Origin of the sequence: Lactococcus allomyrinae (genome assembly GCF_003627095.1) — a bacterium.
In the GTDB taxonomy this organism is placed as follows: domain Bacteria; phylum Bacillota; class Bacilli; order Lactobacillales; family Streptococcaceae; genus Lactococcus; species Lactococcus allomyrinae.
Genome location: NZ_CP032627.1, coordinates 1,361,424 through 1,375,626, shown reverse-complemented (window position 1 = coordinate 1,375,626; position 14,203 = coordinate 1,361,424). Strand labels below are relative to the sequence as shown.

General features: G+C 37.1%; 13 protein-coding genes. 12 read left to right on the top strand and 1 reads right to left on the bottom strand.

Annotated features, from left to right (window positions below; genetic code table 11):
- Window positions 1-79: 79 nt before the first annotated feature.
- The 4 genes from D7I46_RS06415 to alaS all read left to right on the top strand — a co-directional run bounded on the left by D7I46_RS06415 (window position 80) and on the right by alaS (window position 5,643).
- Window positions 80-913, top strand: coding sequence for an aminoglycoside 6-adenylyltransferase (locus D7I46_RS06415; protein WP_120772145.1), 834 nt, complete (start codon window positions 80-82; stop codon window positions 911-913).
- Between the two features lie 20 nt (window positions 914-933).
- Complete coding sequence (locus D7I46_RS06410; protein WP_120772144.1) at window positions 934-1,629, top strand: O-methyltransferase; 696 nt, start codon at window positions 934-936, stop codon at window positions 1,627-1,629.
- A gap of 143 nt (window positions 1,630-1,772) precedes the next feature.
- Complete coding sequence (locus tag D7I46_RS06405) at window positions 1,773-2,699, top strand: peptidyl-prolyl cis-trans isomerase (RefSeq protein WP_120772143.1); 927 nt, start codon at window positions 1,773-1,775, stop codon at window positions 2,697-2,699.
- Window positions 2,700-3,024: 325 nt separating this feature from the next.
- Window positions 3,025-5,643, top strand: a complete 2,619-nt coding sequence (gene alaS / locus D7I46_RS06400) for an alanine--tRNA ligase (protein ID WP_120772142.1) — start codon at window positions 3,025-3,027, stop codon at window positions 5,641-5,643.
- Between the two features lie 36 nt (window positions 5,644-5,679).
- On the opposite strand, the gene D7I46_RS06395 is transcribed toward alaS, so the two are convergent.
- Window positions 5,680-6,291, bottom strand: coding sequence for a nitroreductase family protein (locus D7I46_RS06395; protein ID WP_120772141.1), 612 nt, complete (start codon window positions 6,289-6,291; stop codon window positions 5,680-5,682).
- A 290-nt stretch (window positions 6,292-6,581) separates the two neighbouring features.
- Here D7I46_RS06395 and D7I46_RS06390 point away from each other — a divergent pair, with 290 nt between their 5' ends.
- The 8 genes from D7I46_RS06390 (at window position 6,582) to pstB (D7I46_RS06355) (ending at window position 13,952) form a co-directional block, all read left to right on the top strand.
- Complete coding sequence (locus D7I46_RS06390) at window positions 6,582-6,884, top strand: winged helix-turn-helix transcriptional regulator (RefSeq protein ID WP_120772140.1); 303 nt, start codon at window positions 6,582-6,584, stop codon at window positions 6,882-6,884.
- Between the two features lie 21 nt (window positions 6,885-6,905).
- Entirely contained in the window at window positions 6,906-7,373 is a 468-nt protein-coding gene (smpB, locus tag D7I46_RS06385) for an SsrA-binding protein SmpB (protein ID WP_120772139.1), read from the top strand.
- 621 nt (window positions 7,374-7,994) lie between these two features.
- Complete coding sequence (locus tag D7I46_RS06380; protein ID WP_120772138.1) at window positions 7,995-8,891, top strand: phosphate ABC transporter substrate-binding protein; 897 nt, start codon at window positions 7,995-7,997, stop codon at window positions 8,889-8,891.
- A 399-nt stretch (window positions 8,892-9,290) separates the two neighbouring features.
- Entirely contained in the window at window positions 9,291-10,142 is an 852-nt protein-coding gene (locus D7I46_RS06375) for a phosphate ABC transporter substrate-binding protein (RefSeq protein WP_120772137.1), read from the top strand.
- A 194-nt stretch (window positions 10,143-10,336) separates the two neighbouring features.
- Window positions 10,337-11,260 carry a phosphate ABC transporter permease subunit PstC gene (gene pstC, locus D7I46_RS06370; protein WP_120772136.1) on the top strand — a complete coding sequence of 308 codons (924 nt, stop codon included), beginning with the start codon at window positions 10,337-10,339 and terminating at the stop codon, window positions 11,258-11,260.
- Window positions 11,260-12,147 (top strand): phosphate ABC transporter permease PstA, encoded by an 888-nt coding sequence (gene pstA, locus D7I46_RS06365; RefSeq protein WP_120772135.1) that lies wholly within the window; start codon window positions 11,260-11,262, stop codon window positions 12,145-12,147. The genes pstC and pstA overlap by 1 nt, the downstream gene beginning before the upstream one ends.
- Before the next feature lie 67 nt (window positions 12,148-12,214).
- Entirely contained in the window at window positions 12,215-13,021 is an 807-nt protein-coding gene (pstB, locus tag D7I46_RS06360) for a phosphate ABC transporter ATP-binding protein PstB (protein ID WP_120772134.1), read from the top strand.
- Between the two features lie 169 nt (window positions 13,022-13,190).
- Complete coding sequence (gene pstB, locus D7I46_RS06355; protein ID WP_120772133.1) at window positions 13,191-13,952, top strand: phosphate ABC transporter ATP-binding protein PstB; 762 nt, start codon at window positions 13,191-13,193, stop codon at window positions 13,950-13,952.
- The last annotated feature ends 251 nt before the right edge of the window (window positions 13,953-14,203 follow it).

Genomic DNA, 14,203 nt, shown 5'->3' with positions numbered 1-14,203 from the left:
AACAAAACAACAACTTAATACAGCTCAATTTCTAAAAGGAACTAGTATAAGATAGGAAAGCGAGGTTTAAGGAGTAGTCATGAGAAAAGAACAAGAAATGATGGAGTTAGTTTTAGGAATTGCGCAATCTGATGAACGCATACGAGCAGTTTATCTGAATGGTTCAAGAGCAAATCCCAGCATAAATGGTGATAAATATCAAGACTATGATATTGTTTATATTGTCACAGAAATTAGTTCATTTATTGAAGACAAAAAATTTCCCCAGAATTTTGGTACTCCTTTAATTATCCAAGAACCTCATTCTCCCAGACCTGACACCCACCACGCGTGGTTGATGCTTTTTCAGGATGGTGTCAGAATTGACTTACAAATTGAAAATAAGGAAAAAAATAGCTTTGGGGAAGACACACTAACCATTCCATTACTTGATAAAGATAATATTTTAAAAGAAATTTCTTTATCAAACGACAAAGGGTATTGGATAAAAAAACCGACAGAAGCGGAATATGCAGCATCTTGTAATGAATTTTGGTGGTGTCTAAACAATGTAGCAAAAGGAATAAAGCGCCAGCAGCTCTCATATACAATGCGAATGTATATGGAAACAGTTCATTTAGAATTAGAAACCATGTTAGACTGGTTTATTGCAGTACAGCATAACTTTGAATTAACAACGGGAATGTGGGGAAAGCATATTAAATCCTATCTTCCTGATGAACTCTATGAATCTTATAAAAAAACATATTTATCAGCAGAAGATGAAAAAAATTCGTGGCAAGCAATTTTTACTGCCTGTGACCTTTTTCATCTGTTGGCAAATGATGTTGGAAAACGGTTGAATTTTACTTATGCACAGTCTGATGAAGATGGAATGAGAGCTTATCTGAATATGATAAAAAACAATGAATAAAGAAAGGAAACCATTAATTCGTGGTTGAAACCTATAAACGTACAAGTAATCCAATGATGAATCGTCCAGTTGTAAAACCAGAACTCGTTGACTGGATGCGCAGAAGCCAAACACAGTTGAGTGGAGATATTACAAAAGTTCTGACATTTGCTAAAGAAAACAATATTCCTGTAATTCCGCATGAAACTGTGACTTATTTTCAAATGCTGATTAGTATTATGCAGCCTAAACGTATTCTGGAAGTCGGGACAGCCATTGGTTTTTCAGCACTTATGATGGCAGAAGCTGCTCCTAGTGCTGAGATTGTAACAATTGATCGAAATCCTGAAATGATTGCTTTGGCAAAAGAAAATCTCGAAAAATATGATTCTCGTCATCAGATTATCCTTAAAGAAGGAGATGCTGCTGACGTTTTATCGGTTTTGAAAAGAGATGAACATAAAAAATATGACATTATTTTTATGGATTCAGCGAAATCAAAATATATCGAATTTCTGCCAAATGCATTAGATTTGTTATCTAATAATGGAGTTATCTTGATGGATGATATCTTTCAGGCAGGCGAAATATTAGTCCCTATCATGGAAATTAAGAGAACACAACGTGCCCTAGAGCGGGGATTACGTAGACTATTTGATGAAGTGTTTGATAACCCTAAATATATAACGAGCGTTCTTCCGCTAGGAGATGGTTTATTGATGATAAAATGTCGTTGAACCCTTGGGAATATGACAAAAATTGAAACTTTGCATAAATAAAGTTTTATTTAACTTTTTATGTTATAATTACAACAAGTTAAAAATAAATTAATGATTTTAGACCGAAGTGGCTACTCGGTCATCATGTAGGGGAGAATATTTTGAAATTCAAAAAACTCAGTTTAGCTATTGCTACAGTTTTCGCAGGTGCTGCACTCGTGACACTTTCGGGTTGTTCAAACAATGACTCAGCGAGCAAAGATATTATTACCATGAAAGGTGACACGATTCGTGTGTCGGACCTCTATAACGAAGCAAAAGAATTTCCATCGCAACCAACAAACACTTTACTCCAAAACTTAACTTTTGATAAAATTTTTAGCAAAGAGTTTGGGAAAGAAGTGACAGATAAAAAAGTTGCAGCTCAAGTTAAGGATATTAAAAGTCAATACGGCGACCAATTCTCTTCAGCCTTGCAACAACAAGGATTGACAGAGGCGAGCTTTACGCCATATATGCGTACTCAAATGCTTGAACAAGCAGCGATTGACCATGATATCAAGACAACACAATATACAAAAGCAAATCTTGAAGCAGCATGGAAAACTTATCACCCAGACGTGACTGCTTATGTGGTTTCTGAAACATCAAAAGATGCTGCAACTAAAGCATTAGCAGCAGCAAAGAAAGACGATGCTGGTAAAGCAAGTTTTGAGAAAACAAATGCTTCAAGCAAAATAACGTTTAATTCAACTTCAACAACAGTACCAGCGGAAGTTCAAACAGCAGCTTTCAAGTTGAAGAATGGTGAATTTTCAGATGTTATTGAAGCCTCTGATGCGTCTACTGGTTCTACTTCATATTATATCGTTGAGATGGTTAAAACATCTGACAAAGGTACTGACATGAATAAGTATAAAAAAGAACTTCAAGATGTCATCAAATCTCAAAAAGAGTCTGATACAACGTATGTTAGTGGTGTGATTGCTTCTTACTTGAAAAAGTATAATGTTACTGTGAAAGAAACAGCATTCTCAAATCTTTTCTCACAATTTACACAAACTTCATCAAGCTTATCATCTAACTAATAATTAAAACTTTAACTTTGCAGAGAGCTCATGGTGCTGAAAATGAGTAGGTTAAAACAACAGTGCTTAAATAGCAGAGAAAACTGCTTTGACAATCAAAAGAGATGATAGAAATTCTATCGTGAATAAGGGTGGTACCGCGGTATTTAACTGTATGCGCCCCTTTGTTTACGGTAGTTTTTTATCGTTTTATTGTGAATGAATACACAAATTAAAATAAATAATAGTTTGAAATGAATTTCCCTTTCTAAATAGGTTAGACGCTTAATGAAAAAATAAGACTAACGATAAAAGGAATAGTGGAAAGTCTAAAGGAGAAATCTTAATGAAAACCATGACTTCAGCAGAAGTTCGTCAAATGTTTCTTGAATTTTTTAAATCAAAAAATCATACAGTAGAACCTTCACAAAGTCTTGTACCAGTAAATGATCCAACTTTACTTTGGATTAATTCTGGTGTTGCGACATTGAAAAAATATTTTGACGGTTCAGTTGTTCCAGAAAATCCACGAATTACTAATGCACAAAAAGCAATTCGGACAAATGATATTGAAAATGTAGGTAAAACAGCACGTCATCATACAATGTTTGAGATGTTGGGGAATTTTTCTATTGGTGATTATTTCCGTAAAGAAGCGATTGCTTATGCTTGGGAGCTGTTGACAAGTAAAGAATGGTTTGAATTTCCAGCTGAAAAATTATACATTACTTATTATCCTGATGATAAAGATACTTTTAATCGTTGGGTAGAAGTCGGAGTTGACCCTTCACATCTTGTTCCTATTGAGGATAATTTTTGGGAAATTGGGGCTGGACCTTCGGGACCAGATACAGAAATTTTCTTTGATCGTGGTGAAACGTATGATCCAGAACACGTCGGATTAAAATTACTTGCTGATGATATTGAAAACGACCGCTATATTGAAATCTGGAATATTGTCCTTTCTCAATTTAATGCTAATCCTGCAATCCCACGTTCAGAGTATCCTGAATTGCCTCAGAAGAATATAGATACAGGCATGGGATTGGAGCGGATGGTTTGTATCATTCAAGGTGGAAAAACTAACTTTGATACTGACCTTTTTCTCCCTATTATTCGTGAAATTGAGAAACTATCTGGAAAAACTTATGATTCTGATGGAGAAAACATGAGTTTCAAGGTTATTGCGGACCATATTCGCTCATTGAGTTTTGCTATCGGTGATGGGGCATTGCCTGGAAATGAAGGACGGGGCTATGTTTTACGTCGTTTGCTACGTCGTGCTGTTATGCATGGGAAAAAATTAGGTATTCAAGGCAAATTCTTGGCGCCATTAGTCCCAACTGTTGGAAAAATCATGCAAAGTTACTATCCTGAAGTGCTTGAAAAACAAGACTTTATCATGCAGATTATTGATCGTGAAGAAGAAACATTTAATCGAACTATTGATGCGGGACAAAAGCTGATTGATGAACTCTTGAGCAAGCTCAAAGCTGAAGGGAAAGATACACTTGAGGGAGAAGATATTTTCCGTCTTTATGATACGTATGGCTTCCCAGTGGAATTAACAGAGGAACTTGCTTATGATGAAGGCTTCAAGATTGACCACGAAGGTTTCAAAGCTGCAATGAAAGAGCAGCAAGACAGAGCGCGTAGTGCAGTGGTTAAAGGTGGCTCAATGGGCGCTCAAAATGAAACTTTGTCTTCAATTGAAGTTGAATCAACTTTCCTTTATGAAGATAAAGTAGCACAAGCGAAATTGTTGGTAGCAGTTAAAGATAATGAGCTTGTTGAAAATGTAACTGGTACAGCTCAACTTGTATTTGATGTTACTCCATTTTATGCTGAAATGGGTGGACAAGTTGCTGACCACGGTGTGATAAAAAATGCTTCAGGTCAAGTGGTGGCAAACGTTTTAGATGTGCAACACGCTCCTCATGGACAAAATCTGCACGAAGTAGAAATATTATCAACGCTCAAGGTTGGTGATACTTATACTCTAGAGATTGATGTAGAGCGGCGTAATGCTGTTGTGAAAAATCATACGGCGACTCATTTACTTCATGCAGCGCTTCATCATATTGTAGGTAATCATGCCTTACAAGCAGGATCACTTAACGAGGTTGATTTCCTCCGTTTTGATTTCACTCACTTTGCACAAGTGACAAAAGAAGAATTAGCAGCGATTGAACGTCAGGTTAATGAAGTGATTTGGCAATCTATAAAAGTTGATACGATTGAAACAGATGTAGAAACAGCGAAATCAATGGGAGCAATGGCACTTTTTGGTGAAAAATATGGAAAAGTTGTCCGAGTTGTAAAAATTGGTGATTATTCAGTGGAGCTTTGTGGAGGAACACATACAGCAACAACTTCTGAAATTGGTCTATTCAAGATTATCAAAGAAGAAGGCATTGGCTCGGGTGTTCGTCGGATTATTGCAGTGACGGGTCAAAAAGCTTATGAAGCCTTTAAGGATGCTGAAGATACTTTGAATGAGGTAGCAGGGGTAATTAAAGCACCACAAATATCACAAGTGGTAGCAAAGGTTTCAAGTCTTCAAGATGAGCTAAAAACTGCTCAGAAAGAAAATAATGCTTTAGCAGGAAAACTTGCAGCAACTCAGTCAGATGAAATTTTTAAAAATATACAATCAGTAGGAGATTTGACTTTTGTTGCTAGTGAGGTATCTGTTCCTGATGCAAATGGTTTGCGTCAACTTGCAGATATTTGGAAACAAAAGGAACTTTCAGATGTGTTAGTGCTTGTTGCAAAAATTGGTGAAAAAGCAAGTCTTTTGGTGGCAAGCAAGTCATCAGAGATCAAAGCAGGAAACTTAGTTAAAGAACTTGCTCCATTGATTGACGGCCGAGGTGGCGGTAAGCCAGATATGGCGATGGCTGGTGGTTCTAATGCTGCTGGTATTGGTGGACTCTTGGATAGAGTTAGTGAAAAATTAGTATAAAAGTAAAAACTATCGCAAGATTTTGCGATAGTTTTTCTATTCGATGATATTTGAAAATTCATCAATGGGGTAGCGAAGGTGTGGAAAGCCAGGCTGTAAAGCTTTGCCAACAGGAAGCATGAGGATAGGTTCATAGGTTTTAGGAATGTTTAAATAATCCATAATTTTATCAAAGAATACACCACGCATTGGCACGGATTCGTATCCGAAAGCCCTTACGACATACATCAGATTCATCGAAAAAAGTCCAATATCAAAACGTAAGCCTTCATTTTCAGCATCTTCAGGGTGTAATTGAAGATAAGCTGTTACTCGTTCTGTTTTTTCTCTAAGCTCATCTTGGCGAATAATCTTGTTTCTAATGTTGAAGTTCATAATTTTTTGAACATCATAGGTGGATTTATCACCAAAAATAAGGAAAACAGCAGATGAATCTTCGACTTGTTTTTGATCTGCTGAGAAATTTTTTAAAATTTTCTGTTTGGCTTTATTTTTAATGACGATGACTTTCCATGGTTGAAAATTATTACTGGAAGGAGCATTTGCAGCGTGTGACAGAATATTTTTGATTTCTTCAGTGCTGATTTTGGCATTGGGATCGAACGCTCTGACTGAAGAACGTGCGTCTAAAAATTCGAGTGGTGACATTTTTTCTCCTTGTTAATAAGATGTGAGTCCGGCTGCTTCTAAATGATGAAAAATGCGTTTGGCTGAGAAACTTTAACTCCTAAACCAATAAACAGTGGAGTGGTGAAAGCGCGTAGATAGGAGAGTGCGCAGGAAAGTAAAGTTTATCTGTGCGATTTATCTTTTTTCACTCATTTCAGGGAGGACAAACTCTGTTAAAATAAGTTGTATGAAAATATTATAGTATAATGGATTATAAAATATAAGTACGCACTTTTTTGTTACTGTAAATTTTTAGATGGGAGAAAAATATGATTGAGGAATGTGGTGTTCGTCGTGTGATGGATATTTTTGGTGGAAAATGGAAAGTAAATATTTTATGGGCAATTTGTAAGATGGAGGGGATTCGGTTTAATCAGTTACGGCGTGAAGTTAAGGGAATTACAAATGTGATGTTAACACGTTCGTTGGAGACTTTGATTGATAAAAATCTAGTTGCTCGTAAGGATTTCCAAACGATTCCTCCCCATGTGGAATACTATTTGACAGATAAAGGGAGGGAGCTTGTTCCTTTTATGCAAGCATTGGATACATGGGGACGAGAAAATCTTTGAATGATGTGGTAAAATAAATTTATGGTAAAAAACACAGAGGACAAGCCGTTAGCGCAAAATAAAAAAGCAAGGCATGATTATGAAATTTTTGAAACTTTTGAAGCTGGAATTGTGCTGACAGGTACGGAAATAAAGTCTGTCAGAAAGTCTAAGATACAGTTAAAAGATGGTTTTGCACGTGTACGAGATGGTGAGGTATGGTTATCAAATGTGCATATTGCACCTTTTGAGCAGGGAAATATTTTTAATGTGGATGAGCTGAGAACGCGAAAGTTATTGCTTAATAAGAAAGAAATTGCTAAGATTGACAAAGAATTAGCGGGGACGGGCGTAACATTTATTCCATTGAAAGTGTATCTGAAAAACGGATTTGCTAAGGTATTGATGGGACTTGCGCGCGGGAAAAAGCAGTATGATAAACGTGAAACGCTCAAGCGTAAAGACCAAAATCGAGATATTGCAAGGCAACTCAAGTCTTATAACCGCTGATGAATTGGAGAATATAGCGCTGTTTTCATGAACTTGCTGGTGCCAAAAGTTTATGTATGTTTAAGATCAAAAATCTACTGACAAATGGTAATAAATTCTGTCAGTATACTGACAAAACGGTCAAAATGCTGATCGTTTTTTTGTTGGGTTGATTTAATAATATTTATATGAATTCATCTCTGGTTTTTTCTAAAACTTGGCAGATGAACTGCATAGTGTCTTTGAGGAGTGAGTCGAAAGTAAAATCTGGTTTGTTGTGTAAGCAGCTTATAGATCGATCATTGTACTCATAGCTTTGTGTTGTAAAAATAGCACTATGATACGCACTCTGTATGCCATTCTTTTTACGGATTTAGTCGTTTCGAGCGAATACATATAAAAGTTTGTTGGAATTTAAAGCGGAAGGGAGCTTTTAAAAGTAAAATGGTATTAAATCTGATTGTACTGACAGAGTTTACGATGCTGACAGGGAATTTTTTGAGTAAATTTATTCTGTTTACATTCCATTTACTTAGTATTTACCAAGGGTTTACATTTGGAAAGGCATTTTGATGATAGAATAGTTTTGTAAGCAAAAAGTGCTTAACAAACTTATTTAGAAATTAATTGGAGAAACTTCTCATGAAAAAACAAATTCTTGTTGCTCTTGTTGCCGGTAGTGCACTTTTGACTCTAGCGGCATGTGGTTCATCTAATGGTTCATCATCTACTTCCACTAGTTCATCTGATAAAGCATTGTCAGGTAAAATTATTGCAGGTGGTTCGACTGCGCTCCAACCATTGGCACAACAAGCTTCAACTGAATTTATGGCTAAAAACCCTAATGTTCAAGTCACTGTTCAAGGTGGTGGTTCTGGTGTTGGATTGACCCAAGTTGCTGCAGGTTCGTTCCAAATCGGGAATTCTGATATTTTTGCGGAAGAAAAATCTGGTATTGATGCTTCAGCAATTACTGACCACAAAGTGGCAGTCGTTGGTTTTGCTCCAATCGTAAATGCTAAGATTGACGTGAAAAATTTGACTTCACAACAACTTCAAGATGTATTTACTGGAAAAGTGACCAACTGGAAACAAGTAGGTGGACCTGACCAAAAGATTACTGTCATTGGTCGTACAGAAGGCTCTGGTACACGTGTAAACTTTGATAAATTCGCTCTAGGTGGTGCAACAGAAGTCAATGGTCCAACACAAGATGCTTCTGGTTCAGTTGTAACAATGGTAGGACAAACACCAGGTGCTGTTTCATACGTTGCTCTCTCATATGTTGATACAAGCAAAGATATTAAAGCAGTATCTATTGATGGTGTTGAACCAACAGAAGAAAATGTTGCAACAAATGATTATAAAGTTTGGTCTTATGAGCATATGTATACAAATGCTAAGAAAGAAAGTGCTGCTGATAAAGCATTCATCAAATACATTGCCAATGATACAACAGACATCAAAAAACTGGGTTATATCCCTGTAAGTGACATGAAAGTTAGCCGTGATGCTGATGGAAATGTAACTAATAAATAATTCCAGGTGCTGATTGATACAAGCAGGAATCAATCAGCCTCTTTCTTAATAAACTAAAGCGATAAAAATTTTCTTCTTCATAAATCAAAATCTTTTGTCGCTTTATATCTTGTCAGTGCTGACAAGAACTCTGTTAGTTACTTATATATAAGCAAGATAGATGAATTCCTATAAGTCTGTCTAGTTTCTCACTTTGCCAATTACTCGTAAGCAGTTTTGGCAAACTAACGCATATTTTGAGGCGTTAAAAATTTTCTTCATTCTTTTAAAAAAAGATAGGAATATACTTGCTCACTTCCGTTATGGAGATGGGCAATTTCCTGTTTCATTTACAAATTATTTACATAAAAACGCTGTCATTTCTCTTAAATTATACAGCCCTTATGATATAATTAAGGCATGAAGAAGAAAATTTTTATCGCTTTAGTAGCGGCATCTGCTTTAGCAGTTTTAGCGGCTTGTGGTACTGGCAATAAGCAAGTCACTGCAGGTGGCTCGACAGCTTTGCAACCTATGGTTGAACATGCTTCAATGGATTATATGAAACAGAATCCAGAAGATATTATCATGGTTCAAGGCGGTGGTTCTGGTGTGGGGCTTGCTCAGGTTGCAGCAGGTTCATTTCAAATCGGAAATTCAGATATTTTCGCAGAAGAAAAATCGGGCATTGCAGCAAATAAAATTACCGATCATAAGGTTGCGGTAATTGGCTTTGCACCGATTGTCAATAAAAGTTTGAAAGTGTCAAATCTGACGCAACAACAATTGATTGATATATTCACTGGGAAAATTACAAATTGGAAGCAAGTTGGCGGTCAAAATCAAAAAATTACCGTCATTGGTCGTACTGCAGGTTCTGGAACACGAGTGAACTTTGATAAGTACGGATTAAATAATGCTACAGAAATCAATGGACCGACACAAGATGCTTCTGGTTCAGTTGTTCAGCTTGTTGGTCAAACACCAGGTGCAATTTCTTATGTTGCCTTTAGTTACACAGAAAAACTAGGAGTTAAAGCATTGAATGTTGATAATGTCAAACCAACATATGATAATGTTAAGACGAACGAATGGAAAATCTGGTCTTATGAGCATATGTATACCAACAATTCTAATAATAACAAAATAGAAAATCGGTTCATAGAGTATGTCAAAAATGATAAAAAAACTCTTGAAGAACTCGGCTACATTCGTGTTTCCGAGATGAAGGTGGATCGTGATGCTAATGGTACAGTAACAAAGGTAAAATAATGCTACTTGAAGTATGCAGTTATAATTATCACGATGCTTTTGAAGCTATTACTTACTGACAGAAAAAATTTTTAGTAAATTGAGGCTGACGAGAGTCAGCTTTGATTTGTGAATGAAATCCGAACTTTAAGATAATAAAAAAGTGGATTTGTCAATGAAAATACCATGTCAAAATTAATTTTAGTTAGGTCTATATGGAAAACTCAAAAATCAAAGAAAAATTGCTTTCAGGCAATAAAAATTCTAAACTCGAAAAATTCGGTAAAAGTTTAACTTTCTTGTGTATTGCCCTTATCGTTTTTGTAGTTGGTGCGATTCTTGTTTTTGTTGCACAAAAAGGATTGTCAACTTTTTATGCCAATGGTGTTAATCCATTTCGTTTCCTTTTTGGGACGAATTGGTCGCCAGGAAATTTGGGGCCAGATGGTAAACCTGCTGTTGGCGCACTTCCTATGTTTTCTGGTTCATTGATTGTTACAGTACTTTCGGCGCTTGTTGCAACTCCATTTGCTATCGGTGCTGGAATTTACATGACAGAGATTTCACCAAAATATGGTAAAAAAATTCTTCAACCTGTTATTGAACTCCTGGTTGGTATTCCATCTGTTGTTTATGGGTTTATCGGTTTAACAGTTGTTGTTCCAATCATTCGTCATGCATTCGGTGGCACGGGACTCGGACTTTTGTCTGGTGTGTTTGTCCTTTTTGTTATGATTCTTCCGACAGTAACCAGTATGACAGTAGATGCTTTAAGAGCTGTGCCAGGTCATTATAAAGAAGCTTCTCTTGGACTTGGCGCGACGCGTTGGCAAACAATTTGGCGCGTGTTATTAAGAGCAGCAACACCAGGTATCTTGACTGCCGTTATTTTTGGTATGGCACGTGCATTTGGTGAAGCACTTGCGATTCAAATGGTTGTAGGTAATGCTGTTATGATGCCAAAAAACTTGATTTCACCAGCGTCTACCTTGACATCAATCTTGACTTCAGGAATTCCAAATGCGACACCAGGTATCCAACTTAACGCACTTTGGTCACTTGCATTACTCCTCTTAATCATGTCACTCCTCTTTAACCTTGCAATGCGTGCGATTGCTAAGAAAGGAAGTCTCAAATAATGAACGCTAAACGCTCTGATAAGATTGCCACTGGCGTCCTTTACGTCCTTTCAGGCATCATTGTCCTTATTCTAGCTTTTCTCTTGATTTATATTCTAGCTAAGGGATTACCTCATATTTCTTGGGAATTTATTACAACAGCATCCAACCCATTGACTGGTGGTGGTATTGCTGTTCAACTCTTCAACTCTATCTATCTTTTGCTTGTAACCTTGATTATTTCTGTCCCTCTATCACTTGGAGCAGGAATCTATCTTTCTGAATATGCCAACCAAAAACATTGGTTGACTGGAGTGGTTCGCTCTGCAATTGAAGTATTGTCTTCACTCCCTTCTATCGTAGTTGGTTTGTTCGGGATGTTAATCTTTGTTTTACAATTTGGTTTAGGATTTTCAGTTTTATCTGGTGCATTGGCGCTGACAGTTTTTAACTTGCCATTGATGACGCGTAATGTTGAGGAATCACTTCGCGCCATTCCAACTACTCAACGTGAAGGTGGTTTGGCACTAGGGATGTCAAGATGGGAAACCGCTATTCAAGTAATTTTACCAGCTGCTGTTCCAGGGATTATTACGGGGGTTATCTTGTCCTCTGGTCGTGTCTTTGGGGAGGCTGCGGCACTTATCTATACTGCAGGACAAACCAATCTTCCAATCAATTGGACAAATTGGAATCCAATGAGTATCACATCACCTTTATCACTCTTCAGACCTGCTGAAACTTTGGCAGTACATATCTGGGCACTTAATACTGAAGGTACTATTGCAACAGCGCAACAAATTTCAGCAGGTGCGTCAGCAGTACTGATTATCTTTGTTCTGCTCTTCAATTTAGGTGCACGTTTCCTTGGGAATCGAATTCATAAGAAACTGACTTCATCAAATTAAAGGCAAACTTGTAAAAGAAAGGAATTGAGACTACCTAGATGTTAGGAGGTTGTCTCACATCTTATATATGGCAACAACTTATGACTGGAACGAGCGCCAAATTATGGTGCCAGAAAATGAAATTGCTCTTTCAACCACTGATTTACGTGTTTTCTATAATGGGACAAAAGAAGCAATTCATGGGGTAACGATGAGTTTTCCTAAAAACGAGATTACAGCGCTAATTGGTCCCTCTGGTTCGGGAAAATCAACCTATCTGCGTGCATTGAATCGTATGAATGATACAATTGACGGTGCAAGAGTGACTGGAAAAATCAACTACGAAGGCGTTAATATCAATGATCAGAAGGTTAATGTATTTGAGGTTCGTAAGCAAATTGGGATGGTCTTTCAACGTCCAAATCCATTTCCAAAATCTATCTATGAGAATATTGCTTTTATTCATCGGAGAGCAGGTGTAAAAGACAAGAAAAAATTGGATGAGATTGTTGAGAAATCACTTAAACAAGCTGCTTTATGGGAACAAGTGAAAGATTCGCTTAATCAATCAGCGTTAGCGATGTCTGGTGGGCAAGCACAACGGCTTTGTATCGCACGTGCTTTATCAGTAAAACCAGAAATTATATTGATGGATGAGCCAGCATCAGCACTTGACCCTATCTCTACCATGCAAATTGAAGAAACCATGATGGAACTTAAAAAGGATTACACGATTATTATTGTGACGCACAATATGGCTCAGGCTTCGCGTGCTTCTGATAACACTGCTTTCTTCTATTCTGGTGATTTAATCGAATATGATAAAACGAGTACAATTTTCACCTCACCAAGTTTAAAATCTACTGAGGACTATGTTTCAGGACACTTTGGTTAAGAGAGAAAGAGAGTTTGTTTAAAAGTGGTGAAAAATAGAAAAAGGCTGCTTTCTGCTCTTTGGTAGGTTCAAAATTTCATTTTTTCATTCACTTTTAGCTTTCCAATTTGGATTGAATAGATTGTTGCTACTGACAGGATGTTGTCAGTATGCTGACAAAGGGAGAAATATGACAAAAGAAGTAGTTTTAACTGTCAGTGACCTTTCGCTTTATTATGGGAAGAAAAAAGCACTGAATAATATTAATATGACATTCTATAAGAATGAAATTACAAGCTTGATTGGACCATCTGGTTGTGGGAAGTCAACGCTCCTACGTTCAATTAATCGAATGAATGATTTGATTCCAACTGTAACAATTACAGGTGCGATTGACTACAAAGGGAAAAATATTTATAGTCCTAAAATTGATACTGTTGACTTGCGAAAAGAAATTGGGATGGTCTTTCAACAACCAAATCCTTTTCCATTTTCAATTTATGAAAATGTTGTTTATGGACTGCGTCTGAAAGGAGTGAAAGATAAAGCGCTTCTTGATGAAGTAGTAGAAAATTCACTGAAAGCTGCAAATATTTGGGATGAAGTGAAAGATATTTTGCACACATCAGCGCTTGGCTTATCTGGTGGTCAGCAACAACGGGTTTGTATTGCGCGTGTTTTGGCGGTCAATCCTGAAATTATTCTGCTTGATGAAGCAACATCGGCGCTTGATCCAATTTCTGCAGGACGTATCGAAGAAACACTGATTGAATTACGCAAAGATTATACACTGATTATGGTGACTCACAGTATGCAACAGGCCTCAAGAATCTCTGATCGTACTGCTTTCATGCTCAATGGTGATGTCATTGAAATGGATGACACGAAGAAAATCTTCTTAAACCCAGAAAAGAAGGAGACAGAAGACTATGTTGCAGGTAAGTTTGGCTAAGAAGTGAGCTAATTGCTCTAGGATGCTGCGCTTTGCTTTATTACATTAGTGTTGTTCATAAAATCGTTTTGCTTTTGCGGGCGAGCATAGCTTTGTGTTTATTTAATCGTCACTTCGCCTTGATACTTTAGTCGGTTAGTGAAATCCGATAGCATAACGAAGGGGAGATAGAGCGAATGAATATCGTAGCGTAGCGAAGCGGAGTGGAGTGGCGTCTACGCCGAGTGCTTGACTGCTGTCAAGGTAAGGTT

Bases quoted from the DNA above. Each gene is read 5' to 3' on its own strand.
- D7I46_RS06415 (WP_120772145.1), top strand. From the start codon at position 80: ATGAGAAAAGAACAAGAAATGATGGAGTTAGTTTTAGGAATTGCGCAA.
- alaS (WP_120772142.1), top strand. From the start codon at position 3,025: ATGAAAACCATGACTTCAGCAGAAGTTCGTCAAATGTTTCTTGAATTT.
- D7I46_RS06395 (WP_120772141.1), bottom strand. From the start codon at position 6,291: ATGTCACCACTCGAATTTTTAGACGCACGTTCTTCAGTCAGAGCGTTC.
- D7I46_RS06390 (WP_120772140.1), top strand. From the start codon at position 6,582: ATGATTGAGGAATGTGGTGTTCGTCGTGTGATGGATATTTTTGGTGGA.
- smpB (WP_120772139.1), top strand. From the start codon at position 6,906: ATGGTAAAAAACACAGAGGACAAGCCGTTAGCGCAAAATAAAAAAGCA.
- D7I46_RS06380 (WP_120772138.1), top strand. From the start codon at position 7,995: ATGAAAAAACAAATTCTTGTTGCTCTTGTTGCCGGTAGTGCACTTTTG.
- D7I46_RS06375 (WP_120772137.1), top strand. From the start codon at position 9,291: ATGAAGAAGAAAATTTTTATCGCTTTAGTAGCGGCATCTGCTTTAGCA.
- pstC (WP_120772136.1), top strand. From the start codon at position 10,337: ATGGAAAACTCAAAAATCAAAGAAAAATTGCTTTCAGGCAATAAAAAT.
- pstA (WP_120772135.1), top strand. From the start codon at position 11,260: ATGAACGCTAAACGCTCTGATAAGATTGCCACTGGCGTCCTTTACGTC.
- pstB (WP_120772134.1), top strand. From the start codon at position 12,215: ATGGCAACAACTTATGACTGGAACGAGCGCCAAATTATGGTGCCAGAA.
- pstB (WP_120772133.1), top strand. From the start codon at position 13,191: ATGACAAAAGAAGTAGTTTTAACTGTCAGTGACCTTTCGCTTTATTAT.